This is a genomic window from Streptomyces macrolidinus (assembly GCF_023887685.1).
Lineage (GTDB): Bacteria > Actinomycetota > Actinomycetes > Streptomycetales > Streptomycetaceae > Streptomyces > Streptomyces macrolidinus.
This window is the reverse complement of record NZ_JAMWMR010000005.1, coordinates 292,157-318,268: the sequence shown is the minus strand read 5'-3', so window position 1 is coordinate 318,268 and position 26,112 is coordinate 292,157. Positions and strand designations below refer to the sequence as shown.

24 protein-coding genes are annotated in these 26,112 nt (G+C 68.5%); 20 read left to right on the top strand and 4 right to left on the bottom strand.

Annotated features, from left to right (window positions below; genetic code table 11):
- Window positions 1–141: 141 nt before the first annotated feature.
- The 3 genes from metH to NGF19_RS08915 all read left to right on the top strand — a co-directional run bounded on the left by metH (window position 142) and on the right by NGF19_RS08915 (window position 6,603).
- On the top strand, window positions 142–3,666 hold the full coding sequence (metH, locus tag NGF19_RS08925; protein WP_252423824.1) for a methionine synthase: 3,525 nt from the start codon (window positions 142–144) through the stop codon (window positions 3,664–3,666).
- Between the two features lie 193 nt (window positions 3,667–3,859).
- Window positions 3,860–4,561 (top strand): HAD family hydrolase, encoded by a 702-nt coding sequence (locus NGF19_RS08920; RefSeq protein WP_252423822.1) that lies wholly within the window; start codon window positions 3,860–3,862, stop codon window positions 4,559–4,561.
- Window positions 4,562–4,998: 437 nt separating this feature from the next.
- The gene (locus tag NGF19_RS08915; RefSeq protein ID WP_252423820.1) at window positions 4,999–6,603 is read left to right on the top strand and encodes an ABC transporter substrate-binding protein; all 1,605 of its coding nucleotides are present in this window, start codon (window positions 4,999–5,001) and stop codon (window positions 6,601–6,603) included.
- Between the two features lie 100 nt (window positions 6,604–6,703).
- On the opposite strand, the gene NGF19_RS08910 is transcribed toward NGF19_RS08915, so the two are convergent.
- Together NGF19_RS08910 and NGF19_RS08905 are read right to left on the bottom strand one after the other, a co-directional pair.
- Entirely contained in the window at window positions 6,704–7,375 is a 672-nt protein-coding gene (locus NGF19_RS08910; RefSeq protein WP_252423818.1) for a response regulator, read from the bottom strand.
- Window positions 7,376–7,485: 110 nt separating this feature from the next.
- The gene (locus NGF19_RS08905; RefSeq protein WP_372505622.1) at window positions 7,486–8,361 is read right to left on the bottom strand and encodes a RecB family exonuclease; all 876 of its coding nucleotides are present in this window, start codon (window positions 8,359–8,361) and stop codon (window positions 7,486–7,488) included.
- A gap of 182 nt (window positions 8,362–8,543) precedes the next feature.
- Here NGF19_RS08905 and NGF19_RS08900 point away from each other — a divergent pair, with 182 nt between their 5' ends.
- The 3 genes from NGF19_RS08900 (at window position 8,544) to NGF19_RS08890 (ending at window position 11,673) form a co-directional block, all read left to right on the top strand.
- Window positions 8,544–9,938 carry a site-2 protease family protein gene (locus NGF19_RS08900; protein ID WP_252423816.1) on the top strand — a complete coding sequence of 465 codons (1,395 nt, stop codon included), beginning with the start codon at window positions 8,544–8,546 and terminating at the stop codon, window positions 9,936–9,938.
- Between the two features lie 46 nt (window positions 9,939–9,984).
- Complete coding sequence (locus NGF19_RS08895; RefSeq protein ID WP_252423809.1) at window positions 9,985–10,887, top strand: tRNA (adenine-N1)-methyltransferase; 903 nt, start codon at window positions 9,985–9,987, stop codon at window positions 10,885–10,887.
- 213 nt (window positions 10,888–11,100) lie between these two features.
- Entirely contained in the window at window positions 11,101–11,673 is a 573-nt protein-coding gene (locus NGF19_RS08890) for a hypothetical protein (protein ID WP_252423807.1), read from the top strand.
- Window positions 11,674–11,754: 81 nt separating this feature from the next.
- Here the strand turns inward: NGF19_RS08890 and NGF19_RS08885 are convergent, their stop codons facing one another.
- The gene (locus tag NGF19_RS08885; RefSeq protein ID WP_252423806.1) at window positions 11,755–12,060 is read right to left on the bottom strand and encodes a ferredoxin; all 306 of its coding nucleotides are present in this window, start codon (window positions 12,058–12,060) and stop codon (window positions 11,755–11,757) included.
- Between the two features lie 244 nt (window positions 12,061–12,304).
- Between NGF19_RS08885 and arc the strand changes: the two genes are divergently transcribed.
- The 6 genes from arc (at window position 12,305) to prcA (ending at window position 18,462) form a co-directional block, all read left to right on the top strand.
- The gene (gene arc / locus NGF19_RS08880; protein ID WP_252423804.1) at window positions 12,305–14,071 is read left to right on the top strand and encodes a proteasome ATPase; all 1,767 of its coding nucleotides are present in this window, start codon (window positions 12,305–12,307) and stop codon (window positions 14,069–14,071) included.
- A gap of 232 nt (window positions 14,072–14,303) precedes the next feature.
- Entirely contained in the window at window positions 14,304–15,815 is a 1,512-nt protein-coding gene (gene dop / locus NGF19_RS08875; protein WP_372505621.1) for a depupylase/deamidase Dop, read from the top strand.
- A 156-nt stretch (window positions 15,816–15,971) separates the two neighbouring features.
- The gene (locus tag NGF19_RS08870) at window positions 15,972–16,190 is read left to right on the top strand and encodes a ubiquitin-like protein Pup (RefSeq protein WP_252423876.1); all 219 of its coding nucleotides are present in this window, start codon (window positions 15,972–15,974) and stop codon (window positions 16,188–16,190) included.
- A 70-nt stretch (window positions 16,191–16,260) separates the two neighbouring features.
- Window positions 16,261–16,839 carry an endonuclease VII domain-containing protein gene (locus NGF19_RS08865; protein ID WP_252423874.1) on the top strand — a complete coding sequence of 193 codons (579 nt, stop codon included), beginning with the start codon at window positions 16,261–16,263 and terminating at the stop codon, window positions 16,837–16,839.
- Window positions 16,791–17,633, top strand: coding sequence for a proteasome subunit beta (gene prcB / locus NGF19_RS08860; protein ID WP_252423802.1), 843 nt, complete (start codon window positions 16,791–16,793; stop codon window positions 17,631–17,633). Before NGF19_RS08865 ends, prcB begins: the two co-directional genes overlap by 49 nt.
- A 43-nt stretch (window positions 17,634–17,676) precedes the next feature.
- Window positions 17,677–18,462 carry a proteasome subunit alpha gene (gene prcA, locus NGF19_RS08855; protein WP_252423800.1) on the top strand — a complete coding sequence of 262 codons (786 nt, stop codon included), beginning with the start codon at window positions 17,677–17,679 and terminating at the stop codon, window positions 18,460–18,462.
- A gap of 98 nt (window positions 18,463–18,560) precedes the next feature.
- Here the strand turns inward: prcA and NGF19_RS08850 are convergent, their stop codons facing one another.
- Entirely contained in the window at window positions 18,561–19,571 is a 1,011-nt protein-coding gene (locus NGF19_RS08850) for a LacI family DNA-binding transcriptional regulator (RefSeq protein WP_252423798.1), read from the bottom strand.
- Between the two features lie 90 nt (window positions 19,572–19,661).
- Between NGF19_RS08850 and NGF19_RS08845 the strand changes: the two genes are divergently transcribed.
- The 8 genes from NGF19_RS08845 (at window position 19,662) to tatA (ending at window position 26,075) form a co-directional block, all read left to right on the top strand.
- Entirely contained in the window at window positions 19,662–20,921 is a 1,260-nt protein-coding gene (locus NGF19_RS08845; RefSeq protein WP_252423796.1) for an MFS transporter, read from the top strand.
- Window positions 20,922–20,930: 9 nt separating this feature from the next.
- The gene (gene pafA / locus NGF19_RS08840) at window positions 20,931–22,292 is read left to right on the top strand and encodes a Pup--protein ligase (RefSeq protein ID WP_252423786.1); all 1,362 of its coding nucleotides are present in this window, start codon (window positions 20,931–20,933) and stop codon (window positions 22,290–22,292) included.
- Window positions 22,293–22,493: 201 nt separating this feature from the next.
- Entirely contained in the window at window positions 22,494–22,868 is a 375-nt protein-coding gene (locus NGF19_RS08835) for an FKBP-type peptidyl-prolyl cis-trans isomerase (RefSeq protein WP_252423785.1), read from the top strand.
- 137 nt (window positions 22,869–23,005) lie between these two features.
- Window positions 23,006–23,983, top strand: coding sequence for a helix-turn-helix transcriptional regulator (locus tag NGF19_RS08830; RefSeq protein WP_252423783.1), 978 nt, complete (start codon window positions 23,006–23,008; stop codon window positions 23,981–23,983).
- Window positions 23,984–24,000: 17 nt separating this feature from the next.
- A complete protein-coding gene (locus NGF19_RS08825; protein WP_252423781.1) occupies window positions 24,001–25,035 on the top strand; it encodes a helix-turn-helix transcriptional regulator in 1,035 nt (344 codons plus the stop codon).
- Window positions 25,032–25,325 (top strand): phage terminase large subunit family protein, encoded by a 294-nt coding sequence (locus NGF19_RS08820; RefSeq protein ID WP_252423779.1) that lies wholly within the window; start codon window positions 25,032–25,034, stop codon window positions 25,323–25,325. Before NGF19_RS08825 ends, NGF19_RS08820 begins: the two co-directional genes overlap by 4 nt.
- A gap of 9 nt (window positions 25,326–25,334) precedes the next feature.
- Entirely contained in the window at window positions 25,335–25,529 is a 195-nt protein-coding gene (locus tag NGF19_RS08815; protein ID WP_252423777.1) for a hypothetical protein, read from the top strand.
- Window positions 25,530–25,796: 267 nt separating this feature from the next.
- Window positions 25,797–26,075 (top strand): Sec-independent protein translocase subunit TatA, encoded by a 279-nt coding sequence (gene tatA, locus NGF19_RS08810; RefSeq protein ID WP_252423775.1) that lies wholly within the window; start codon window positions 25,797–25,799, stop codon window positions 26,073–26,075.
- The last annotated feature ends 37 nt before the right edge of the window (window positions 26,076–26,112 follow it).

Here is a 26,112-nt window from a genome sequence, read left to right as displayed (position 1 = left end):
CACACGCGCCACACAGGTCACGGCCGTCCACCCCCTGGACACACCCGACCCCCCACTGACCACTCCGGGCTACCCTGTGCGGGTGCGCCTTCCCCGGAAGACGCAAAGCCGACAGCCGTCGCACCCCAGGGAGCACCTTCCATGGCCTCGTTGCCGAACCCGTCCCCTTCGTCCGCCTGCAGCGACAGCCGGACCCGAACCGACGCCCTCCGGGAAGCCCTCGCCACCCGTGTCGTGGTGGCCGACGGCGCCATGGGCACGATGCTCCAGGCCGAGGAACCGACGCTCGAGGACTTCCAGGACCTCGAAGGCTGCAACGAGATCCTCAACGTCACCCGCCCCGACATCGTCCGCTCCGTCCACGCCGCCTACTACTCCGTGGGCGTCGACTGCGTCGAGACGAACACCTTCGGCGCGAACCACGCGGCCCTGGCCGAATACGAGATCGCCGACCGTGTCCACGAACTGTCCGAGGCGGGCGCCCGCCTCGCCCGCGAGGTCGCCGACGAGTTCACCGCCCGCGACGACCGCCAGCGCTGGGTGCTCGGCTCGATGGGCCCGGGAACCAAGCTGCCCACCCTCGGCCACATCCCGTACACCACGATCCGCGACGGCTTCCAGGCAGGCGCCGAGGGCCTGCTCGCGGGCGGCGCCGACGCGCTGATCGTCGAGACCACCCAGGACCTCCTCCAGACCAAGGCGTCGATCCTGGGCGCCCGGCGCGCCATGGAGGCCACCGGCGTCGAGGTGCCCCTGCTGTGCTCGATGGCCTTCGAGACCACCGGCACCATGCTCCTCGGCTCCGAGATCGGCGCCGCGCTGACCGCGCTGGAACCGCTCGGCATCGACATGATCGGCCTGAACTGCTCGACCGGCCCCGCCGAGATGAGCGAACACCTGCGCTACCTCACGCGGCACTCCCGTATCCCGCTGCTGTGCATGCCCAACGCGGGCCTGCCCGTCCTCACCAAGGACGGCGCGCACTTCCCGCTCGGCCCCGAGGGACTGGCCGACGCCCAGGAGAACTTCGTCCACTCCTTCGGCCTCTCCCTCGTCGGCGGCTGCTGCGGCACCACCCCCGAGCATCTGCGCCAGGTCGTCGAGCGCGTCCGCACCCTCACCCCGCCCCCGCGCACACCGCAGCCCGAGCCCGGTGCCGCCTCCCTCTACCAGAGCGTGCCCTTCCGCCAGGACACCGCCTACCTCGCCATCGGCGAGCGCACCAACGCCAACGGCTCGAAGAAGTTCCGCGAGGCCATGCTGGACGGCCGCTGGGACGACTGCGTGGAGATGGCCCGCGAGCAGATCCGCGAAGGCGCGCACATGCTCGACCTGTGCGTCGACTACGTCGGCCGCGACGGCGTCGCCGACATGGAGGAACTCGCCGGCCGCTTCGCCACCGCCTCCACCCTGCCGATCGTCCTGGACTCCACCGAGGTCGACGTCCTGCGCGCCGGACTGGAGAAGCTCGGCGGTCGCGCCGTCATCAACTCCGTCAACTACGAAGACGGGGACGGCCCCGAGTCCCGCTTCGCGCAGGTCACCCGGCTCGCCAGGGAACACGGCGCCGCACTCATCGCGCTCACCATCGACGAGGAGGGCCAGGCTCGCACCCCCGAGAAGAAGGTCGAGATCGCCGAACGGCTGATCATCGACCTGACCGGGAACTGGGGCATCCGCGAGGAGGACATCCTCATCGACTGCCTGACCTTCACCATCTGCACCGGGCAGGAGGAGTCCCGACAGGACGGCATCGCCACCATCGAGGCGATCCGCGAGCTGAAGAAGCGCCACCCGGCCGTCCAGACCACGCTGGGCCTGTCGAACATCTCCTTCGGCCTCAACCCCGCCGCCCGTATCCTGCTCAACTCCGTCTTCCTCGACGAATGCGTCAAGGCCGGACTCGACTCCGCCATCGTCCACGCCTCGAAGATCCTGCCCATCGCCCGCTTCGACGAGGAACAGGTCACCACCGCCCTCGACCTGATCCACGACCGCCGCCGCGAGGGCTACGACCCGCTCCAGAAGCTCATGGCGCTGTTCGAAGGCGCCACCACCAAGTCCCTCAAGGCCGGCCAGGCCGAGGAACTGGCCGCGCTGCCCCTGGACGAACGCCTCAAGCGCCGCATCATCGACGGCGACAAGAACGGTCTCGAACAGGACCTCGGCGACGCGCTCCAGGAGCGCCCGGCCCTCGACATCGTCAACGAGACGCTGCTGGACGGCATGAAGGTCGTCGGCGAACTCTTCGGCTCCGGCCAGATGCAACTGCCGTTCGTGCTCCAGTCCGCCGAGGTCATGAAGACCGCGGTCGCCTACCTCGAACCGCACATGGAGAAGACCGACGAGGCCGGCAAGGGCACCATCGTCCTGGCCACCGTGCGCGGCGACGTCCACGACATCGGCAAGAACCTCGTCGACATCATCCTGTCCAACAACGGCTACACCGTCGTCAACCTCGGCATCAAGCAGCCCGTCTCCGCGATCCTGGAAGCCGCCGAGGAACACCGGGCCGACGTCATCGGCATGTCCGGACTCCTCGTCAAATCAACCGTGATCATGAAGGAGAACCTGGAGGAGCTCAACCAGCGCGGCCTGTCGGCCACTTACCCCGTCATCCTCGGCGGCGCCGCGCTCACCCGCGCCTATGTCGAACAGGACCTCCACGAGCTGTACGAGGGCGAAGTCCGCTACGCCCGCGACGCGTTCGAGGGCCTGCGCCTGATGGACGCCCTCATCGGAGTCAAGCGGGGCGTGCCCGGCGTCAAGCTGCCCGAACTGAGAGAGCGCCGGGTCAGGGCGGTCACGCCCGTGATCGAGGAACGGCCCGAGGAAGGCCACGTCCGCTCCGACGTCGCCACCGACAACCCCGTGCCCACACCGCCCTTCTGGGGCACCCGCATCAGCAAGGGCATCCCGCTCGGGGACTACGCGAGCTGGCTGGACGAGGGCGCCCTGTTCAAGGGCCAGTGGGGTCTCAAGCAGGCCCGCACCGGCGACGGCCCCACCTACGAGGAACTGGTCGAGACCGAGGGCCGGCCCCGGCTGCGCGGCCTGCTGGAACGGCTCCAGACCGACAACCTCCTTCAAGCCGCCGTCGTCCACGGCTACTTCCCCTGCGTCTCCAAGGACGACGACCTGATCGTCCTCGACGAACAGGGCAACGAACGCACCCGGTTCACCTTCCCGCGCCAGCGCCGCGGGCGCCGCCTGTGCCTCGCCGACTTCTTCCGCCCCGAGGAGTCCGGCGAAACGGATGTCGTCGGCTTCCAGGTCGTCACCGTCGGCTCGAGGATCGGCGAGGAGACCGCGCGGCTCTTCGCGGCGAACTCCTACCGCGACTACCTCGAACTGCACGGCCTGTCCGTCCAGTTGGCCGAGGCGCTCGCCGAGTACTGGCACGCGCGCGTCCGCGCCGAACTGGGCTTCGCCGGTGAGGACCCGGCCGCCGTCGAGGACATGTTCGCCCTCAAGTACCGCGGCGCCCGCTTCTCCCTCGGCTACGGCGCCTGCCCCGACCTCGAGGACCGCGCCAAGATCGCCCGGCTCCTGGAACCGGAACGGATCGGCGTCCACCTCTCCGAGGAGTTCCAGCTCCACCCCGAGCAGTCCACCGACGCCATCGTGATCCACCACCCGGAGGCCAAGTACTTCAACGCCCGCTGACCCCCGTTCGCCGGGCACCGCCCCCGCCCGACGCCGAAGACGGGCGGGAATGCCTTCCCGTAACCCCTGCGGGTGCTTCGCCTCGCTGTCAGGAGGCATCGCGTCCGCGACGGTCGTAGACTGATCGGTCCACCGCAGGCCGGTTCCCTGTCCGGGAACCGGCCTGGTCGTCCCTTCAAGGAGGCACGCCCGGATGACCACCACGGTCCCCGCCCTCGGCACCCGCAGCGGCAAGGGCTCAGCCTTGCAGGCCGTCCTCCTCGACATGGACGGCACCCTCGTGGACACCGAGGGATTCTGGTGGGACGTCGAGACCGAGGTCTTCGCGAGCCTCGGCCACACCCTCGACCCGTCCTGGCGCGACGTCGTCGTCGGCGGCCCCATGCAGCGCAGCGCGGGCTTCCTCATCGAAGCCACCGGCGCCGACATCACCCTCGCCGAACTCAGCGTGCTGCTCAACGACGGCTTCGAGGACCGCATCGGCCGCAACCTGCCCCTGATGCCGGGCGCCGCCCGGCTGCTGGCCGAACTGGCCGTCCACGAGATCCCCACGGCCCTGGTCTCCGCCTCCCACCGGCGCATCATCGACCGCGTCCTGACCTCCCTCGGCCCCCAGTACTTCGCGCTGACCGTCGCGGGCGACGAGGTGGAGCGCACCAAGCCGTTCCCCGACCCGTATCTGCTGGCCGCCTCGGGACTCGGCGCGGAACCCGGCCGCTGCGCCGTCATCGAGGACACCACCACCGGCGTCGCCGCCGCCGAGGCCGCGGGCTGCCGCGTCCTCGCCGTGCCCTCCGTCGCCCCCATCGCCCCCGCCACCGGCCGCACGGTCGTCACCTCGCTCGAACAGGTCGACCTGCCGTTCCTCCGCGGCATGATGACGGAACTGCGCTAGCAGTTCACCCAGCGTGCACCGCGCATGGCATGCACCCTGAGTGGGCAGACATCCGAGGACTGTCCCGGCCAAGGAGTCAATACCGGCCTGACGGCTGAATTCCGCTACCCCCTCGCCGAGTTGACCGAGTGACGTTGATCACGTAGAGGAGCGTCGACAGCCACCCCGGCGTGTGGTGTACCCCCTCAATTCGGACAACCCCGCTGCACCCTTGTGTCCCGATTGATGAGAGGCTGCACGAATCCTTCCCTGACCGGTTGTTCGGTGCGTCCGCGGCCGGTTCCGCAGCGTGATGGGTGCTCAACTCCGCTGTATGTGAGCCCCCGTGCAGGTGCGGACTAATCTCGTCGCGAAGAACGTCACCACACCCCCGTGATCCGCCGCACCACCCATGCCTGCCGGGTTCACGGACGCGACAGCTCTGGAGAAACGCGAGCATGAACCGTAAGACTTTGGTGCTGCCGGCCGTCCTCGGTCTGCTCGCCCCCGTCCTCGCTGCCTGCGGCGGGTCCGACAGCGGGGGCCAGAGCGGAGACGCCATCGTCGTCGGCACCACCGACCGGTTCATCGCCAGCAAAGAGGTCCCCGCGCCCCTCGACCCGGCGTACGCGTACGACGTCGGCCCCTGGAACGTCCTCCGCCAGGTCGTGCAGACGCTGATGGTCCAGCCCCGCGGCGGCGGTGACCCCGAACCCGATGCCGCCGAGAGCTGCGGCTTCACCGACAGCGGCAACGAGCGCTACGCCTGCAAGCTCCGCAAGGGCCTCCAGTTCGCCAATGGCGACCCGGTGACCGCGGCCGACGTGAAGTTCTCCATCGACCGCGCCCGCTCCATCAACGCCGACAGCGGCGTCGCCGGTCTGCTCTCCACGGTCGACACCGTCGAGACGCAAGGTGACAACGAAGTCATCTTCCATCTGAAGACCGCGGACGCCACCTTCCCGTTCAAACTGTCGACGCCGGTCGCCGGCATCCTCAGTTCCAAGGACTACGAGAAGAACAAGCTGCGCGACGGCTTCCAGATCGACGGCTCCGGCCCGTACACGATGAAGGCCGACGTCAAGGGCGACGAGGTCGCCCGCATCACGTTCAGCAAGAACCCCCACTACAAGGGCCTGCTCACCCTGAAGAACGACCAGGCGGTACTGGAGTCCTTCAAGGACCCCGAGGCCATGAGCACCGCCCTCGACAAGGGCGACATCGACGTCGCGGCCCGCACCATGACCCCGGAGCAGATCAACAAGCTCCAGGACAACCCCAACGGCAAGATCAACCTGGTCGAGGTGCCGGGCCTCGCCACGCGCTACCTGGGCTTCAAGACCACCGCCCCGATCGTGAAGAGCAAGGCCGTCCGCCAGGCCATGGCGCAGGTCATCGACCGCGACGAGCTGGTCTCCAAGGTGTACGGCTCCCAGGCCCAGAGCCTGTACTCGCTCGTCCCCGCCTCCATCACCGGCCACTCCAACTCGTTCTTCAACAAGTACGGGACCCCGAGCGTCGACAAGGCCCGCAACCTGCTGGCCAAGGAGGGCATCACCACCCCGGTGAAGCTGACGCTGCACTACGCCACGGACCACTACGGCACGACCACGGCCAAGGAGTTCGAGGTCCTCAAGAAGCAGCTCAACGACAGCGGGCTGTTCGATGTCGACGTCAAGGGCGCCACCTGGGACAAGTACCGCCCGGCCGAACTGAAGGGCAAGTACGAGGTCTTCGGCATGGGCTGGTTCCCCGACTTCCCGGACGCGGACACCTTCATCGCACCGGTCCTCGACAAGGACAACTTCCTCAACTCGACGTACGTCAACAGCCAGATCCGCAACACCCTGATCCCCCAGTCCCGGCGCGAGGCCGACCGGCTCGCCGCGTCGAAGAGCATCACCGAGATCCAGGACATCGTCGCCGAGGACGTGCCCGTCATCCCGCTGTGGCAGGGCAAGCAGTACGTCGCCATCAAGGACGACATCATGGGCGGCGAGTACGCGATGAGCACCTCGTCCACGCTGCAGCTCTGGGAGCTCAGCCGCGGCGTGAGCGGCTGATCCCGCACAACCGAAGGCCCCCGGAGCCCCGGACGCACCGCGTCCAGGCGGCCCGGGGGCCTTCGCCACATCCGATCAGGTCTGCTGGGAGGCGCGCTCGCTACTGCGCGCCGGGACGCACCAACCCGCTCTCGTACGCGTACACCGCCGCCTGCACCCGGTCCCGCAGCCCCAGCTTCGTCAACACATGACCCACATGCGTCTTCACCGTGGTCTCACTGACGAACAGATCAGCCGCGATCTCCGCGTTCGACAACCCGCGCGCCACCAGCTTCAACACCTCGACCTCACGCTCGGTCAACGTGTGCAGCGTGTCCGGAACCGGCTCCTCCCCGGACGGCAGATGCACCGCGAACTTGTCCAGCAGCCGACGCGTGATACTCGGCGCCAACAACGCCTCACCCGCCGCGACCACCCGGATCGCCTGCACCAACTCATGGGCCGGAGCGTCCTTGAGAAGGAACCCGCTGGCACCCGCGCGCAACGCCTCCACCACATACTCGTCCAGATCGAAGGTCGTCAGCACCAGCACCTTCGCCGGACCGTCCCGCCCGGGACCGGTGATCTGCCGAGTCGCCTCCACCCCGTCCATGCGCGGCATACGAATGTCCATCAGCACCACATCCGGCTGAAGAACACGCACCTGATCGAGGGCCTGGAGGCCGTCCCCGGCCTCGCCGACGACCGCGATGTCCTGCTCGGCCTCCAGAATCATCCGGAAGCCCGTACGCAGCAGGGGCTGGTCATCGACCAGTAGGACACGGATGGCCACGTAAGTCTCCTTCGCTAGTCCGGCCCCATTCTGCCCTGCTCACCACCACCCGACGCCCGCGCCCTGACCCACACCCCCGCGCCCGCCCGGACCCGCGTCCACCCGCGCCCCTAAACCGCCCGCACCGGCAGCGGATACGGCGGGGGAGTACCCCCGAACTCCGGGCAGACCGCCTGGTGATCACACCAACCGCACAACCGGGTAGGACGCGGACGCCAGTCACCCGACTCCGTCGCCGACCGGATCGCCTCCCACAACGCCAGCAGCTTGCGCTCCACCCGCTCCAGATCCGCGACCACCGGGTCGTACGTCAGCACATCACCACTGCCGAGATACACGAGCTGCAACCGCCGCGGCACCACCCGCTTCAGCCGCCACACCACCAACGCGTAGAACTTCATCTGGAACAGCGCCCCCTCCGCGTACTCCGGCCGCGGCGCCTTCCCCGTCTTGTAGTCCACGATCCGCACCTCACCCGTAGGCGCGATATCGACACGATCGATGATCCCCCGCAGCCTCAGCCCCGACTCCAACTCCGCCTCGACGAACAACTCGCGCTCCGCCGGCTCCAGACGCGTCGGATCCTCCAGCGAGAACCACCGCTCGACCAGCCGCTCCGCCTCCCCGAGCCACCGCGACAGCCGCTCACCACCCGGATCGTCCGCGAACAACTCCGCGACCTCCGGCCTGCTCTCCCGCAACCGATCCCACTGACCCGGCACCAACGACCTGGCCCGCGGCGCCGTCCGCTCCCCGGCAGGCGCGTCGAAGAGCCGCTCCAGCACCGCATGCACCAACGTGCCCCGCGTCGCCGCCTCACTCGGCTTCTCCGGCAACCTGTCGATCACCCGGAACCGGTACAACAGCGGACACTGCATGAAATCGCTCGCCCGCGAAGGCGACAACGACGCCGGAGGCACGGCAGCCACAGCAGCCCTCTCCGTCGCAGCAGACCCCTCCACAGCGCCGTCAGTACTGGTATCCATGACCACAGAGCCTACGGCCCACCACCGACAGTGACCCAGCCGCGCCCACCCCCGCGTGACGCCGCACACACCACAAGGGGTGCCGGGGCGGACCACACCACGAACGCCGCATACCATCGACCCACGGACCCTCCCACCCCGTACCACCGGGGCCGGGGAGACGCTTCGACCGAGGGGACAGCGTGGACGAGAGCGGCGAGAGCGGACAGCCGCGCCCCGACAACAACGGCGCGACCGCCCGCGAGGAAGCCCCCGCGGCACAGACCGCCGAACCCGCGGCCCACGAGGAGCGGCGGACACCCACCGACACCCCACCGTCACCGACCGACGCCAGCACACCGACCGACGCCAGCACACCGACCGCCGAGACGCGCACCCCCTCGGCGCCCCGGAACACCCCCGCCCCCACCCCGCAGCGCCCCAAAGAACCCGGCGGCGGCATCCTCATGGGCCGCCCCTTCGGCGTACCCGTCTACGTCGCCCCGAGCTGGTTCCTCGTCGCCGCCCTCATCACCTGGATCTTCGGCGGCCAACTCGACCGCGTACTCCCCGAACTCGGCGCCGCCCGCTACCTCGTCTCCCTCTTCTTCGCCGTCGCCTTCTACGCCTCCGTCCTCATCCACGAACTCGCCCACACCATCGCCGCCCTCCGCTTCCGACTCCCCGTACGCCGCATCCAACTCCAGTTCTTCGGCGGCGCCTCCGAAATCGAGAAGGAAGCCGAAACCCCCGGACGAGAATTCGTCCTCGCCTTCGTCGGCCCCCTCCTCTCCCTCGCCCTCGCCGGCCTCTTCTACCTCGCCCACCAGACCGTCCGCGCGGACACCGTCCCCGGCGTCCTCCTCGCCGGCCTCATGATCTCCAACCTCTTCGTGGCCGCCTTCAACCTCCTCCCCGGCCTCCCCCTCGACGGCGGACGCATGCTCCGCGCCATCGTCTGGAAGATCACCGGCAAGCCCATGAGCGGCACCATCGCCGCCGCCTGGATCGGCCGCGCCCTCGCCCTCTCCGTCCTCGTCGGCCTCCCCCTCCTCACCCAGTCCGGCGCCCTCGGCGCCCCCGCCGACGACAGCATCGGCCTGGACACCCTCACCGACGCCCTGCTCGCCGCCATCCTCGCCGCGATCATCTGGACCGGCGCCGGAAACAGCCTGCGCATGGCCCGCCTGCGCGAACACCTCCCCGAACTGCGCGCCCGCGCCCTCACCCGCCGCGCCGTCCCCGTCCAGGCCGACACCCCCCTCTCCGAAGCCCTGCGCCGCGCCAACGACGTCGGCGCCCGCGCCCTCGTCGTCGTCGACCCCCACGGCCAACCCCTCTCCCTCGTCCGCGAAGCCGCCATCGTCGGCGTACCCGAACACCGCCGCCCCTGGGTCGCCGTCAGCAGCCTCGCCCACGACCTCACCGACGGCATGCGCCTCTCCGCCGAACTCACCGGCGAAGACCTCCTCGACGCCCTCCGCGCCGCCCCCGCCACCGAATACCTCGTCATCGAGGAGACCGGCGCGATCTACGGCGTCCTGTCCGCCACCGACGTCGAACGCGCCTTCGTCAAAGCCATGGCCCGCCCGAGCTGACCACCGACTGGTCAACGGCCCCCTCCACTGCCGGTAGGCTGGTCACATGTCCGAACCGACCGGTGCCGCCCGCAGGCGCGGGCCCTTCAAGGTCGGGGACCAGGTACAGCTCACCGACCCCAAGGGCCGCCACTACACGTTCACGCTCGAAGCAGGAAAGAACTTCCACACCCACAAGGGTTCCTTCCCGCACGACGAACTGATCGGCGCCCCCGAGGGCAGCGTTGTCCGCACCACCGGGAACGTCGCCTACCTCGCGCTGCGCCCCCTGCTCCCCGACTACGTCCTGTCCATGCCCCGCGGGGCCGCCGTCGTCTACCCCAAGGACGCCGGACAGATCCTCGCCTTCGCCGACATCTTCCCCGGCGCACGCGTCGTCGAAGCCGGCGTCGGCTCCGGCTCGCTCAGCAGCTTCCTGCTGCGCGCCATCGGCGACCAGGGCATGCTGCACAGCTACGAGCGCCGCGCCGACTTCGCCGAGATCGCCCAGGCGAACGTCGAGCGCTACTTCGGCGGCCCCCACCCCGCCTGGCAGCTCACCGTCGGTGACCTCCAGGACAACCTGAGCGACACCGACGTCGACCGCGTCATCCTCGACATGCTCGCCCCCTGGGAATGCCTGGAGGCCGTCTCCAAGGCGCTCGTCCCCGGCGGCATCCTGTGCTGCTACGTGGCCACCACCACCCAGCTCGCCCGGACCGTCGAGTCCATCCGCGAGATCGGCTGCTTCAACGAGCCGACCGCCTGGGAGACGATGATCCGCAACTGGCACATCGAAGGCCTCGCCGTCCGCCCCGACCACCGGATGATCGGACACACCGGCTTCCTCCTCACCGCCCGCCGCCTCGCCGACGGCGTCGAGCCCCCCATGCGCCGCCGCCGTCCCGCCAAGGGCGCCTACGGCGAGGACTACAGCGGCCCCAACGCCGACGCGGGCACCGGCCGCTGACACGGCCCACGCCCCCGCCAACTCACGAGCGCCGTGGCCGAGTTCCCCCCGACATCCGGGAACTCGGCCACGGCGCTCACTCGTTGAACCACCGGCAGGCGATCACACCTGACGCACCGCCAGCAGCACGGACCCCACCGTTCCGCCGCACTGTGACGTGTGGCACGATGCGGGACACCCCACCGGCACAGCCTCACAGGAGACACCTCTCTCGTGCAGCACCCCGTTGTCCCGGAACTGGCCCACGCCACCACCCGGCCCCTCCACTGGATCATCACGGCCGCCGCCGTCTCCAGCGTGATCGCCCTCTCCTCGCTGTTCCAGCCCGGCCCGGCCACCGCCGCCCAGCCCTCCCACCGGGCCAAGACACCCGCCACCGCGGCGGCCCCCGACCCCGCCGACGCCGACTTCCCCCTCCAGTGCGGCACCGCCGAGCCCGTCGTGAAGCAGCAGGCCACAGGCGACCTCGACGGCGACGGCCGCCCCGAAACCGTGGCCGTCGTCCACTGCGACGCAGGCATGGGCAGCCCACCCGACGGCATCTACGTCCTCACGCGCGCCGCCGACTCCCCGAAGCCTCGCGTCGTCGCCACCCTCGTCGACCCCGAGGACCGCCTCACGGTCACGGACTTCGCCCTCCGCGACGCAGCCGTCACCGCCACCCTCGTCGGCTACTCCTCGCCCGACGTACCGAGTTGCTGCCCCGACCGGAAGACCCCCGCCAAGTGGCATTGGAACAACGGCGCGTTCATCCGCTCCACGCCCTCCGAAGCCCGCAGCGTGTGACCCCCGGTCCCGCCCACCTCACCGGCCCCGCACACCAGATGCGCCAAATCCAGCCACACATGGCGCGCAGTGGTCGTACGATCACTCCACGTCGGGACCGTACAACTCCACCCCGTCCGCGACCCGACGCACATGAATGCACTCCCCGGGACACTCCCGCGCCGAGTCGACCACATCCGTGAGAAGCGGCAGCGGTACGGGCGTTGTGGCCCCCCTGGCCTGGAGAAGCTCCTCCTCCGGGCCCTTCACGTACGCCAAGCCGTCGATGTCCAGCTCGAAGACCTCGGGCGCGTACTGGGCACAGATGCCGTCACCGGTACACAGATCCTGGTCGATCCAGACCTCCAGCGCCTCGCCGTCCACTGAGGCCTGCTGCTGCACGGTCATCTCTCCTGCCGATTCCTGCGCGGAGCCGCCCGGGAATCAGGCCAGCTCTGACGGGTGTTGAACACTCCGACCCTACCTTCGGCCGCTTCCCAATCATGTTCGGTGGGTATTCCCCTGGCGTGAGGGAGAGCGCAAGGGTGAAGATCGGACACACCCCGCAGTCTTTGTGATCTAGGGGTTTCAATCGCCACCCACCCAGGTAGGGTCTGGAAGCGTCCAGCTCCCCTAAGAGGAGGTGAGGACCGTGGCAGCCCACGACGACGACATGAACCGCGGCATCCGCCCGGGACGAGGGTCCGACGACCCGGCCGGGCAGATCGCCTACCTTGAGCAGGAGATCGCCGTCCTGCGACGCAAGCTCGCCGACTCTCCGCGACACACGAGGATTCTCGAAGAGCGGATCGTCGAGCTGCAGACCAACCTGGCCGGCGTGTCCGCCCAGAACGAACGACTCGCCAACACACTCCGTGAGGCCCGCGACCAGATCGTGGCCCTCAAGGAAGAAGTCGACCGCCTCGCACAGCCGCCCGCCGGCTTCGGCGTCTTCCTCCAGGCGAACGAGGACGGCACGGCCGACATCTTCACCGGAGGCCGCAAGCTCAGGGTGAACGTCAGCCCCGGCGTAGAGGTCGACGAACTGCGCCGCGGCCAGGAAGTGATGCTCAACGAAGCGCTCAACGTGGTCGAGGCCATGGAGTTCGAGCGCATCGGCGACATCGTCACCCTCAAGGAGATCCTCGAGGACGGCGAACGCGCCCTCGTCCTCGGACACACCGACGAGGAACGGGTGGTACGGCTCGCCGAGCCGCTGCTGGACGTCACCATCCGCCCCGGCGACGCCCTCCTGCTCGAAACCCGCTCCGGCTACGTCTACGAAGTCGTACCCAAGAGCGAAGTCGAGGAGCTGGTCCTCGAAGAGGTACCCGACATCGGCTACGAAGCGATCGGCGGCCTCGCCGGCCAGATCGAAGCCATCCGTGACGCGGTCGAACTCCCGTACCTCTACCCCGACCTGTTCAAGGAGCACGAACTGCGCCCGCCCAAGGGCGTCCTGCTCTACGGGCCCCCCGGATGCGGCAAGACACTCATCGCCAAGGCCGTCGCCAACTCCCTGGCCAAGAAGGTCGCCGAGGTGACCGGCCAGGCCGCCGGCAAGAGCTTCTTCCTCAACATCAAGGGCCCCGAGCTCCTCAACAAGTACGTCGGCGAGACCGAGCGGCAGATCCGCCTCGTCTTCCAGCGCGCCCGCGAGAAGGCCGGCGAGGGAACCCCCGTCATCGTCTTCTTCGACGAGATGGAATCCCTCTTCCGCACCCGCGGCTCCGGCGTCAGCTCCGACGTCGAGAACACCATCGTCCCTCAGCTCCTCGCCGAGATCGACGGTGTCGAAGGCCTGCAGAACGTCGTGGTCATCGGTGCCTCCAACCGTGAGGACATGATCGACCCCGCCATCCTGCGGCCCGGCCGCCTCGACGTGAAGATCAAGATCGAACGTCCGGACGCCGAAGCGGCCAAGGACATCTTCGGGAAGTACCTCACGGAGAACCTCCCCCTGCACGCCGACGACGTCAGCGAACACGGAGGAGACAAGGCCGCCACCATCCACGGCATGATCCAGACCGCCGTGGAACAGATGTACGCCGAATCCGACGAGAACCGCTTCCTCGAAGTCACCTACGCCAACGGCGACAAGGAAGTCCTCTACTTCAAGGACTTCAACTCCGGCGCCATGATCGAGAACATCGTCGGACGCGCCAAGAAGATGGCGATCAAGGACTTCCTGGAACACAGCCAAAAGGGCCTCAGGGTCTCCCACATCCTCCAGGCCTGCGTGGACGAGTTCAAGGAGAACGAGGACCTGCCCAACACCACCAACCCCGACGACTGGGCCCGCATCTCCGGAAAGAAGGGCGAACGGATCGTCTACATCCGCACCCTCATCACCGGAAAGCAAGGCGCAGACACCGGGCGCTCCATCGACACGGTGGCAAACACCGGTCAATACCTGTAAAACACAGGGCGGCTGCGGGTGGCCCCACCGGGCACCCGCAGCCACCTGCATTTCCGGCCGCATCACTACAAGACAAACAACCAAATGATCTCCCCACCACCGCAAAGGCGTTCTAGGCTCGTTCGTACCGCCACGTCGCGCCGTGCGGGGACGGGCACCGCACGCGCACCGGAACACCAGCGGTAACGGAGCGCCGCCCCGACCAAGGGCGCCGCCTGGCAAGGAGGGCCGCATGACCGTACGGCGAGTAATGGGCATCGAGACGGAGTACGGCATCTCCGTCCCCGGCCACCCCAACGCCAATGCCATGCTCACCTCATCCCAGATCGTCAACGCCTACGCCGCGGCGATGCACCGGGCCCGCCGGGCCCGCTGGGACTTCGAGGAAGAGAACCCGCTACGGGACGCGCGAGGCTTCGACCTCGCCCGCGAAGCCGCCGACTCCAGCCAGCTCACCGACGAGGACATCGGCCTCGCCAACGTCATCCTCACCAACGGGGCACGCCTCTACGTCGACCACGCACACCCCGAATACAGCGCCCCCGAAGTCACCAACCCCCGCGACGCCGTCCTCTGGGACAAGGCCGGCGAACGCATCATGGCCGAGGCCGCCGAACGAGCCGCCCAGCTCCCCGGCGCCCAGCCCATCCACCTCTACAAGAACAACACCGACAACAAGGGCGCCTCCTACGGCACGCACGAGAACTACCTGATGAAGCGGGACACCCCCTTCTCGGACATCGTGCGCCACCTCACCCCCTTCTTCGTCTCCCGCCCCGTCTTCGCCGGAGCGGGCCGCGTCGGCATCGGCCAGGACGGAAACGAACACGGCTTCCAGCTCAGCCAGCGCGCCGACTACTTCGAGGTCGAGGTAGGCCTCGAGACCACCCTCAAGCGCCCCATCATCAACACCCGCGACGAGCCCCATGCCGACGCCGAGAAGTACCGCCGCCTCCATGTGATCATCGGCGACGCCAACCTCTCCGAGATCTCGACCTATCTCAAGCTGGGCACCACCGCCCTCGTGCTCTCCATGATCGAAGACGGCTTCATCGCCGTCGACCTCGCCGTCGACCAGCCCGTACGCACCCTCCACCAGGTCTCCCACGACCCGAGCCTCAAGCACCTGATCACCCTCCGCAGCGGCCGGACACTCACCGCCGTGCAACTCCAGATGGAGTACTACGAGCTCTCGCGCAAATACGTCGAGGAGCGCTACGGAGCCGACGCCGACGAACAGACCAAGGACGTCCTGACCCGCTGGGAAGACACCCTCAACCGCCTGGAGCGGGACCCCATGAGCCTGGCCGGCGAACTCGACTGGGTCGCCAAACGAGAACTCATGGAGGGCTACCGGCGCCGCGACAACCTCGACTGGGACGCCGCCCGGCTGCACCTCGTCGACCTCCAGTACGCCGACGTACGCGCCGAGAAGGGCCTCTACAACCGCCTGGTCGCCCGTGGCCGCATGAAGCGCCTCCTGACCGACGACGCCATCGAGCGGGCCCGTACGAAGCCCCCGGAGGACACCCGCGCCTACTTCCGCGGTCGCTGCCTCGAGCAGTACGCGGACGACGTCGCGGCGGCGTCCTGGGACTCGGTGATCTTCGACCTGCCCGGCCGGGACTCCCTGCAGCGCGTCCCCACCCTGGAACCGCTTCGCGGAACGCGTAATCACGTCAAGGAACTCCTGGACCGCTGCCGCACGGCGGAGGATCTGGTCAGGGTCCTCTCGGGCGGCTGAGCGAGGGTGGAAATCACGGCGACCGGGAATCATCGAGATGGTCCCCGTACGTTGGAGCAACTGCGGGGCCGATGTCGGACCTGGCGAGTAGGGTCTGATCATCACCGATCGACGGGAATGCCGACCATGTCGGGCGAACTGAGCGGGGTGAGGGTTATGGCGACCAAGGACACCGGCGGCGGCCAGCAGAAGGCGACGCGCTCCACGGAGGAGGTCGAGGAGCAGGCGCAGGACGCGCAGGCTTCGGAGGACGTCAAGGAGCGGCACGAGAAATTGTCGGATGACGTGGACTCGGTGCTGGACGAAATTGACGATGTCCTCGAGGAGAATGCAGAGGATTTCGTTCGCTCATTCGTTCAGAAGGGTGGGGAATGAAGGCCGGGCTGCTAGATTTCCTTCGAATCTAATATCCGAGAGTTCGGGGTGGGGAGTGAGCGAACAGCAGATGGTGAAGCGCTGCTCGCGCTGCAAGGAGGACAAGCCGCGAGCAGCCTTCGCCAACAACAAGTCGGCCCGTGACGGGCTGCAGGCCTACTGTCGGGAATGCTGGGCTGCATATCACCAGGCTCGGCAAGTGGCGAGGGGTAAGAACATTCGACCCCGAGTGGCGACGCCCGACGGACACAAATTCTGTCGGAGCTGCGGTGAGGTCAAGCCTCACAGGGAGTGGCATCGCAACGCAACGGCATCTGACGGCCTCTCGACGAGTTGCAAGGCCTGCCGGGCAGCCAAGGGCCGTGCGGGTCATCTGAAGCGCCAGTACGGCATCACCGAAGCCGAACGTGACGAGCTGGTCGCCTCCCAGGGCGGCGTCTGCTGCATCTGTCTGGCGGCCCCTGCGGCGCATGTGGACCACTGCCATGAGACGGGTAGGGTCCGTGGCGTACTGTGCTTCAGTTGCAACGCTGCGCTGGGGCAGTTCAAGGATCGGCCCGACGTGATACGGCGGGCCGCGACATACGTGGAAGGAAACGCGTGGAAGCCAACCCTCGTAGCACCGGGCGTCTACCGGCTGCCTTCCTGACGCCTGGGTCGTCGTCCTTCATGGACTTCCTCGCCGAGCATCAGCCCGAGCTGCTGCCCGGCAAGCGGCAGTTGCCTGCCCAGGGTGTGATCGAGGCCCCGCACGGCACCACGATCGTGGCCGCGACGTTCCCGGGGGGCGTCGTGCTCGCGGGTGACCGGCGGGCGACCATGGGCAATCTGATCTCGCAGCGGGACATGGAGAAGGTGTTCCCGGCGGACGAGTACTCGGCGGTGGGTATCGCCGGCACGGCGGGTCTCGCCGTGGAGATGGTGAAGCTGTTCCAGTTGGAGCTGGAGCACTTCGAGAAGGTCGAAGGCGTTCAGCTCTCGCTGGAGGGCAAGGCGAACCGCCTGTCGACCATGATCCGTTCCAACCTCGGTATGGCCATGCAGGGTCTGGCCGTGGTGCCGCTCTTCGCGGGCTATGACCTGGACCGCGAGAAGGGTCGTATCTTCTCCTACGACGTGACGGGTGGCCGCTTCGAGGAGCGTGCCTTCGCGGCCACGGGCTCCGGTTCGCTCTTCGCGCGGGGTGCGATGAAGAAGCTGTTCCGTGAGGACCTGTCCGAGGAGCAGGCCACGACCCTGGTGGTCCAGGCCCTGTACGACGCGGCGGACGACGACTCGGCGACGGGTGGTCCGGATGTCGCGCGCCGGATCTATCCGCTGGTCACGGTGATCACCGAGGAGGGGTGCCGTCGGCTCACCGACGGGGAGTCCTCCGAGATCGCCCGCGCGGTCCTGGAGCGGCGCCTGGAGCAGCCCGACGGTCCGAGTGCCGCGTTGCTCTGATGACGTTGCTCCGATGACTTCGACAGAAAGGGACGGATAACCGGTGTCGACGCCGTTCTATGTCTCCCCCCAGCAGGCCATGGCCGACCGGGCGGAGTACGCCCGTAAGGGCATCGCGCGCGGCCGCAGTCTGGTCGTGATGCAGTACGCCGACGGCATCGTGTTCGTCGGTGAGAATCCGTCTCGTGCGTTGCACAAGTTCAGTGAGATCTATGACCGGATCGGTTTCGCCGCCGCCGGTAAGTACAACGAGTACGAGAATCTGCGGATCGGTGGTGTGCGGTACGCGGATCTGCGGGGGTACACGTACGACCGTGATGATGTGACCGCGCGGGGTCTTGCGAACGTGTATGCGCAGACGCTGGGCACGATCTTCTCGAGTGCGGCGGAGAAGCCGTACGAGGTGGAGCTGGTGGTGGCCGAGGTGGGGGAGACCCCGGAGGGCGACCAGATCTATCGGCTGCCGCATGACGGGTCGATCGTGGACGAGCACGGTTCGGTCGCGGTGGGTGGTAACGCGGAGCCGGTGAGCAGCTTCCTGGAGCAGCGTCATCGGGACGGTATGACGTTGGTGGAGGCGTTGAAGCTGGCCGTGCAGGCGCTGTCGCGGGATACGAACGGCAGTGAGCGGGAGATTCCGGCGGATCGTCTGGAGGTCGCGGTGCTGGACCGTACGCGACCGCAGCAGCGTAAGTTCAAGCGGATCGTGGGTCGTCAGCTCGCCCGGTTGCTGGAGGGTGACGGTACGGCTGCTTCGGAGGCCGAGGAGGAGACCTCGGGGGGCTCCGGAGACTCCGGGGACTCGGGTTCCTCGGGGGCGGAGAAGTGATCGCTCGTTCGGGTGGGTGAGGAGCGCGCGTCCTCGCCTGTCGTGTGTGCGCCCCGGCCGTTCTCGGTCGGGGCGCACGCGTGTGTGGGGGTCGGTGGTCAGGGGGATGGGGCGGTGGAGTCGCGGACGATCAGGTGGACGGGGATGTCGGTCTGGTCGGGGGTGTGGCCTTCGAGGAGGGCGAGGAGGGCTTGCATGCCGCGTCGGCCGAAGAGTTCGGCGTCGAGGTGGACGGTGGTGAGTTCGGGGTCGATGGCGGTGGCGAGGGTGAGGTCGTCGAGGCCGGTGACGGAGAGGTCGTCGGGGACGCGGAGGCCGAGGCGGCGGGCGGCCTTGTAGGCGCCGATGGCGAGCTTGTCGTCGTCGCAGACGAGGGCGGTGGGGCGGGGGCCGGGGGCGGTGAGGGCGGCTTCGGTGGCGGTGCGGGCGCCTTCGATGGTGAGGGGGGCGCGGGTGGTGCGGAGGGTGGTGCCGGGGGTGGTGGTGAGGCGTGTGGCCAGTTCTTGGGCTCGGGTGGTGAAGGTCCAGGAGGGGATGTCGGCCGCGAGGTGGAGGAAGTGGCGGTGGCCGAGGGCCAGGAGGTGGTGGGCGATCTGTCGCATGCCGTCGGGGATGTCGAGGTTGACGGTTGCGGCGCCGGGGGTGGCGTGGGGGTCGCTGTCGAGCATGACGAGGGGGAGCGGGGCGTCGCGGAGGGCGGTGAGGGCGTCCGCGGCCATGGAGGAGGCGATGATGCCGTCGAGTGCGGCGCGGGCGGAGTGGAAGGGGTTCTTGGCGGGGCCGATGCCTTCGGGGGAGGGGTAGAGGACGACGCCGAAGCCGTGTTCGGCGGCGACGGTGGCGGCGCCGGTGTAGACGCCTGCGAAGAATTCGCTGGTCAGGGCGGGTACGACGAGGAGGATGGTGCGGGTGTGGCCGAGGCGTAGGTTGCGTGCGGCGAGGTTGGGGCGGTAGCCGAGTTCTTGTGCGGCTTGTCGGACGCGTTCGGCGGTGGTCTCGGAGACGCGTCCGCGCCATTTGTCGCCGAGGACCAGGGAGACGGCGGCCTGGGAGACGCCGACGGCTTGGGCGACGTCGCGGCTGGTGGGTCGCGTGGTCCCTCGTGCCACGGTTGACCTGCTCTTTCGTCTGGACGTGCGGTTAGCGCTCATGGTACGTATGGCGGGTTGGTTATACGTAAAACTTCGTAAGGATGGGGTATGGCCGCCGGGTACCTGGAGATCCTCAGGGCGAGGCATGCGGCTCGTCTGCTGGTCGGGACGTTGGTGGGTCGGCTGCCGAACGCCGTCGCGGCGATCGCGGTGGTGCTGTTCGTCCGGGCGGAGGGGGGCAGTTACAGCCTGGCCGGGGCGCTGGCCGCGGTGTATGGGGTGGCCAATGCGGTGGGGCAGCCGTTGCTGGGCCGGTTGGTGGATCTGCACGGTCAGCCGCGGGTGCAGTTGCCCGCGGCGATCGTGTCCGCGCTGGCGATGACGGTGTTCGCTCTGTCGGGTATCGAGCCGCCGACCCTGGCGTACGGGGCGATGGTGGTGTCCGGGCTGTTCACGCCGCCGCTGGAGGGCGGTCTGCGTGCGCTGTGGCCGGCGGTGCTGCGCCGGGAGGAGCAGGTGCACACGGCGTACGCGATGGACGCGGTGGCGCAGGAGGTGATGTTCACCCTCGGCCCGCTGCTGGTGACGGTGTGCGTGGCCTGGTGGTCCGCGCAGGTCGCGCTGATCGCGCTCAATGCGGTGGGGGTGCTGGGCGCGCTCGTCGTGGTGCTGTCTCCGCCGTCGCGGGCGTGGCGTTCGGCGCCGCGTGAGGCGCACTGGCTCGGTGCGTTGCGTTCGCCGGGGCTGCTCGTGCTGCTCGGCTCGTTCCTGTTCGTCGGGATCGCGATCGGTTCCATCGAGGTGTCGGCGGTGGCGTATGCCGACGACCACGGCGGGAACGCGGTGTACGGCTGGCTGATGGCCGGCTTGGGGTTGGGTGCGCTGGTCGGTGGGTCGGTGTACGGGGCGCGGCGGTGGAGTGGTGTGCCGGAGCGGCGGTTGCGGGTGCTGGTGGGGCTGTTGGCGTTGTGTTATCTGCCGTTGATGCTGTTGCCGGGGGTGGTGGCGATGGTGGTGCTCACGGTGGTGGCGGGGGTGTTCCTGGCGCCGTGTATCGCGTGTGCGTTCATCATCGTGGACCGGCATGCGCCGAGCGGTACGGTCACGGAGGCGTTCTCCTGGTTGGTGACGACGTTCACGGTGGGGGCGTCGGTGGGGACGGGGCTGGCGGGGCCGGTGATCGAGCGGGGTGGCACGGTGTGGGGTTTCGCGGTGCCGGGTGCCGCGGGGGCGGTGGCGTTGGTGGTGTTGTTGGCCACGGGGCGGGTGCTGGGGGCTCCTGTGGCGGTGGGGGCGGTTGCGGCTTCCTCGGAAAATGGTCCGAACCGTGCTGTCGAACCCCGTTTCAGCTCGGGAGATCGGGCGTAATGTTCAGTCATGGACCGCCGCATTTTCGGGCTGGAGAACGAGTACGGCGTCACGTGCACGTTCAGGGGACAGCGCCGCCTGTCGCCTGACGAGGTGGCGCGGTACCTCTTCCGCCGTGTCGTGTCATGGGGCCGTAGCAGCAATGTGTTTCTGCGCAATGGTGCCCGTCTGTATCTCGATGTGGGTTCGCATCCTGAATACGCGACACCCGAGTGTGACAACGTGACGGAGCTTGTCACGCATGACAAGTCGGGTGAGCGCATTCTCGAGGGGCTGTTGGTCGACGCGGAGCGTCGGCTGCATGAGGAGGGGATCGCGGGAGACGTCTACCTCTTCAAGAACAACACGGATTCGGCGGGCAACTCCTACGGGTGTCACGAGAACTATCTGGTGGCTCGTCATGGGGAGTTCTCCCGGCTCGCGGACATCCTGATTCCGTTCCTGGTCACCCGGCAGTTGCTGTGTGGTGCGGGCAAGGTGCTCCAGACGCCGCGGGGTGCCGTCTACTGCGTCAGTCAGCGGGCGGAGCACATCTGGGAGGGTGTCAGTTCGGCGACGACGCGCTCCCGGCCGATCATCAACACGCGCGATGAGCCGCATGCGGACGCGGAGCGCTATCGCCGGCTGCATGTGATCGTGGGCGACTCGAACATGTCGGAGACGACGATGTTGCTCAAGGTCGGTGCGACGGATCTGGTGCTGCGGATGATCGAGGCGGGGACGGTGATGCGGGATCTGACGCTGGAGAACCCGATCCGGGCGATCCGCGAGGTCAGTCATGACATCACGGGTCGTCGCAAGGTGCGGCTGGCGAGCGGTCGTGAGGCGTCGGCGTTGGAGGTGCAGCGGGAGTACTACGAGAAGGCGGTGGACTTCTGCGAGCGCCGGGGTATTCGTACCGGCACGGTGGAGCGGGTTCTGGAGTTGTGGGGTCGCACGTTGGAGGCGATCGAGTCCGAGGATCTGGACCGGGTGGCGACCGAGATCGACTGGGTGATGAAGTACAAGCTCATCGAGCGGTATCGGGCTAAGAACAACATGACGATGTCGCATCCGCGGGTCGCGCAGATAGATCTCGCTTACCACGACATTCATCGGCGTCGTGGGCTGTACTACCTGTTGGAGAAGAAGGGGCAGGCCGCTCGGATCTGCAACGATGTGAAGATCTTCGAGGGCAAGTCGGTTCCGCCGCAGACGACTCGGGCGCGGTTGCGTGGTGACTTCATTCGGCGTGCGCAGGAGCAGCGGCGTGATTTCACGGTCGACTGGGTGCATCTGAAGCTCAATGACCAGGCGCAGCGCACGGTGTTGTGCAAGGACCCGTTCCGTTCGGTGGACGACCGGGTGGAGAAGTTGATCGCGGGGATGTGAGGCGGGAGTTCGTGGCCTTCGTGGCCGGAGCGCGTGGTGGGCGTCGTACGGTGGTGCGGCGCCCTTCTCGTGCCGGTTCGTTCGCGGGGGTGGGGGCGGTGGGGCTCCTGGTGAAGATGTAACCCTTGCGGGGATGTGAGAGTGTCGGTGTTGCCGCTGTGGCCCCAACACGAACAACACGAACACGCAGGAGCTTTTGACGTGAGCATCGAGAAGCCCGAGATCGACTTCCCGGGTGGCGAGCCCCCGGCCGACCTCGAGATCAAGGACATCTGGGAGGGGGACGGCCCGGTGGCCAAGGCGGGTGACACCGTCTCGGTTCACTACGTGGGTGTGGCGTTCTCCACGGGTGAGGAGTTCGACGCGTCCTGGAACCGGGGTACGCCGCTGCAGTTCCAGCTGGGTGTCGGTCAGGTCATCCAGGGCTGGGACAAGGGTGTGCAGGGCATGAAGGTGGGTGGCCGTCGTCAGCTCACCATTCCCGCGCACCTCGCCTACGGTGACCGTGGCGCGGGTGGTGGCCGGATCAAGCCGGGCGAGACGCTGATCTTCGTCTGCGATCTGGTCGCGGTCTGAGCGGTCCGAGAGGCCTGATCGGAGACGATCGTGTGGGGCCCATGCCCGGCCGGGCATGGGCCCTCGGCTTTTGCCACGACACCTGTGGGGGGTACGGTCATCGGTCGTAAGCACCATAGGGAAGGCGAAGGGCGTCGATGGCCATTGCCAAGGCCGAGCGGCTGATGAACCTGGCGCTGTGTCTGCTCGGGACGCGTCGGCCGCTCAGCAAGCGCGAGCTGCGCGAGTCCATCGAGGCCTATATGGAGGCCTTCGGGGCGGAGAAGGGTGCCGCCGCGTCCGATGACTCGTTCAATCGGATGTTCGAGCGGGACAAGGACGATCTGCGCGAGCTGGGTCTGGTCATCGAGACCGTGGAGAACCTGGACGGCGAGGTCGGCTATCTGGCGCGGCGTGACAGCAATCGTCTTCCGCCGATCACGTTGGACGCGGAGGAGGCGGCGGCTCTCGGGCTGGCCGCGAAGGTGTGGCAGCAGGCGCGGCTGGCGGGCGCCGCGAGTGGCGCGTTGCAGAAGCTGCGTGCGGCGGGGCTGCCGGAGGATGTCGATCCGTACGAGGCGCACGGTGCGCTGGAGCCGCGTATCCCGGTGCACGAGGTCGCGTTCGAGCCGTTGATGCTGGCGTGCCGGGACCGTCGTCCTGTCGTCTTCGACTATCGCAAGGCGACTGCCGCGCGTCCTGAGTCGCGGCAGGTGGAGCCGTGGGCGCTGGAGTGCTGGCGTGGCCACTGGTATCTGGCGGGCTGGGACCGGGATCGCGGTGCCGAGCGGGTGTTCCGGCTCTCGCGGATCACCGGCCGGGTGCGGACGCGTCCGGGGAAGTTCACGGCGGAGGTGCCCGATGTGGTGACGGTCCGTGAGACCGTCGCGGGTTGGGCGGGTGAGGGCGCGGACCGTTCGGCGCGGATCCGGTTGCGTACGGGCGCGGGGTACCCCTTGCGGGCGAAGGCCACGGCCGTGCGGGAACGGGGCGACGGCTGGGACGAGTTGGAGATTCCGTACGGGCACGGCCTGGATGCCTGGCTGGTGGAGTTCGGGCCCGATGTGGTGGTGCTGGAGCCCGCGGAGCTGCGTGCCGACGTGGTGGACCGGCTGCGTGCCGTGGCCAAGGGCTGAGCGGGAGAGGGACGACAGTGGCAGGTAGACCGGCCAGGCCGGCGAACGCCATCGATCAGACCCGGCGGATGCTGTCCTTGGTGACGTATCTGCGGGAGCGCCCCGGTGCGCGGGTGGAGGATGTGGCGCGGGCGTTCGGGATCAGTGAGGACGAGCTGGTCTCGGATCTCGATGTGCTGCCCATGTGCGGGACGAGCTTCCGCGGTGGGGATCTGCTGGACATCGACACCGATGGTGAGCACATCTGGTGGCACAACCCGGCCGCGTTGGGCGCGGACGCGGCCGAGCCGTTGCGGCTGGCGGCCGATGAGGCCACGGCGCTGCTGGTGGCGGCGCGGGCGGTGGCCACGCTGCCGGGGCTGCGGGAGGGTGACCGGCAGGCGCTGCTGCGGGCCACGGCGAAGGTGGAGACCGCTGCGGGGGAGGCGGCGGGTGCCAGCTCTCGTCTCTCGGTGAGCTTCGAGTCCGAGGGCGGTGTGTTCGCGGACGTCGACCGGGCGATCTCCGAGCGCCGCCGGTTGTGGATCCGCTACTACTCGCCGGCCCGTGACGAGGTGACGGAGCGGGAGATCGATCCGATCCGTCTGGTGAGCGTCGGGCACACGTATGTGGAGGCGTGGTGCCGCCGGTCCGAGGCGCGCCGTACGTTCCGGCTGGACCGGGTCGCCGAGATCCGGGTGCTGGAGGAGCCGTCGGCGCCGCCGGAGGTCGAGCTGCGGGATCTGTCCGAGGGGCTGGTCCAGCCCGCGGCGGAGGATCCCGAGGTGGTGGTCGAGGTCGGTCCGGCCGGGCGCTGGGTCGCCGAGTACTACCCGCATGACAGTGCGGACGAGTTGCCGGACGGTGGCTTGCGGATCACCTTGCGGACCCCTGATCCGGCTTCGCTGCGGCGGCTGGCGTTGCGGCTGGGCCGGGACGGGCGGATCGTCGCGCCGGGTGAGCTGGCCGACAGTGCCCGGCGTGCGGCGGCCGAGGCCTTGGCGGCGTACGAGGAGCTGGAGGCCGCGGGGTCTGCTGTGGAGTCCGGGGACGGGCGGGAGCGGGGGCTGTGAGCGAGTCGGTGGCGGCCGGGGTGCAGGAGATGTCGGTGGCGACGGCGTTCGCCGGGATGCGCAATGTGGTCCCGGTGGTGTTCCGGGCGGGCTGTCCCGACTGCCGGGCCCGTTTCGAGCTGGGGGCGAGCGCGCTGCGGCTGGCCATCGGGGCGAGCAGCCGGACGACGTTCTACTCCTTCACGTGCCCCGAGTGCGGTGCCGTGGTGCGCAAGCCGGCCGGTGAGCGGATCGTGGAGCTGCTCACGGGCGGTGGGGTCAGGACGCTGCGGCTCCACTCGACCGTCTAACCTCGGGGCATGTTCTGGCCGATGTTCGCGGTTGCCGCGGGGTTCCTGGGTCTTGCTGTGCTCGGTGTGTTCGCCGTGCGGGTCTTCGTGGAGGCGCGGCGCCTCGGGGTGCAGGTCTCGGAGTCGGCCCGGCGGATCAATCGGGCCGCGGAGGATCTGGAGCGGGCGGCCGTGCGGACGGCCCGTTCGGTGGAATCGCTGTGAATGCGAGCGAATTGCCCGGTATGCCCCTCGGTCGCGTGATGTGCGGAACCTCGCCCTGTCCTCTGTCCGAGCCTGCCAGGTACGCTTCTGATCGCGGCCCGGAAAGAAGGCGCGGTCCGCGGGGCAGCAGTTCGCGCAGGGATTGTTTCGCATTCATCCCCGGGCGTTACCATCGCTGCCAGCACGATGGCCAACACGATGGTCAGACAGCCGTCCGATCGGTCAGACATGGCCCGCCGCCCCGCCTCAGTGAGAAGGTGAAGACTTATGTTCCGCAACGCACTTGAGCCGTGGCACCTGGTGCTCCTGGTTCTGGTGATCGTCCTCGTGTTCGGCTCGAAGAAGCTTCCGGACATGGCTCGATCGCTCGGCAAGTCCGCGCGGATCCTCAAGAGCGAGGCCAAGGCGATGAAGGACGAGGCCAAGTCCGCCGCGTCCGCTCCGGCCGACGAGCAGGCGCAGGCCCAGCGCACGATCCAGGCCTCCCCGGGCGACGTGACCAGCTCCCGGCCGGTCAACGAGCAGACGGACAAGACCCAGCGCTGACGCGAGGACCCGGGGCATCTCCGGGCCGCTGCACGAG

Bases quoted from the DNA above. Each gene is read 5' to 3' on its own strand.
- metH (WP_252423824.1), top strand. From the start codon at position 142: ATGGCCTCGTTGCCGAACCCGTCCCCTTCGTCCGCCTGCAGCGACAGC.
- NGF19_RS08920 (WP_252423822.1), top strand. From the start codon at position 3,860: ATGACCACCACGGTCCCCGCCCTCGGCACCCGCAGCGGCAAGGGCTCA.
- NGF19_RS08915 (WP_252423820.1), top strand. From the start codon at position 4,999: ATGAACCGTAAGACTTTGGTGCTGCCGGCCGTCCTCGGTCTGCTCGCC.
- NGF19_RS08905 (WP_372505622.1), bottom strand. From the start codon at position 8,361: ATGGATACCAGTACTGACGGCGCTGTGGAGGGGTCTGCTGCGACGGAG.
- NGF19_RS08895 (WP_252423809.1), top strand. From the start codon at position 9,985: ATGTCCGAACCGACCGGTGCCGCCCGCAGGCGCGGGCCCTTCAAGGTC.
- NGF19_RS08885 (WP_252423806.1), bottom strand. From the start codon at position 12,060: ATGACCGTGCAGCAGCAGGCCTCAGTGGACGGCGAGGCGCTGGAGGTC.
- dop (WP_372505621.1), top strand. From the start codon at position 14,304: ATGACCGTACGGCGAGTAATGGGCATCGAGACGGAGTACGGCATCTCC.
- NGF19_RS08870 (WP_252423876.1), top strand. From the start codon at position 15,972: ATGGCGACCAAGGACACCGGCGGCGGCCAGCAGAAGGCGACGCGCTCC.
- NGF19_RS08865 (WP_252423874.1), top strand. From the start codon at position 16,261: ATGGTGAAGCGCTGCTCGCGCTGCAAGGAGGACAAGCCGCGAGCAGCC.
- NGF19_RS08845 (WP_252423796.1), top strand. From the start codon at position 19,662: ATGGCCGCCGGGTACCTGGAGATCCTCAGGGCGAGGCATGCGGCTCGT.
- pafA (WP_252423786.1), top strand. From the start codon at position 20,931: ATGGACCGCCGCATTTTCGGGCTGGAGAACGAGTACGGCGTCACGTGC.
- NGF19_RS08830 (WP_252423783.1), top strand. From the start codon at position 23,006: ATGGCCATTGCCAAGGCCGAGCGGCTGATGAACCTGGCGCTGTGTCTG.
- NGF19_RS08815 (WP_252423777.1), top strand. From the start codon at position 25,335: ATGTTCTGGCCGATGTTCGCGGTTGCCGCGGGGTTCCTGGGTCTTGCT.
- tatA (WP_252423775.1), top strand. From the start codon at position 25,797: ATGTTCCGCAACGCACTTGAGCCGTGGCACCTGGTGCTCCTGGTTCTG.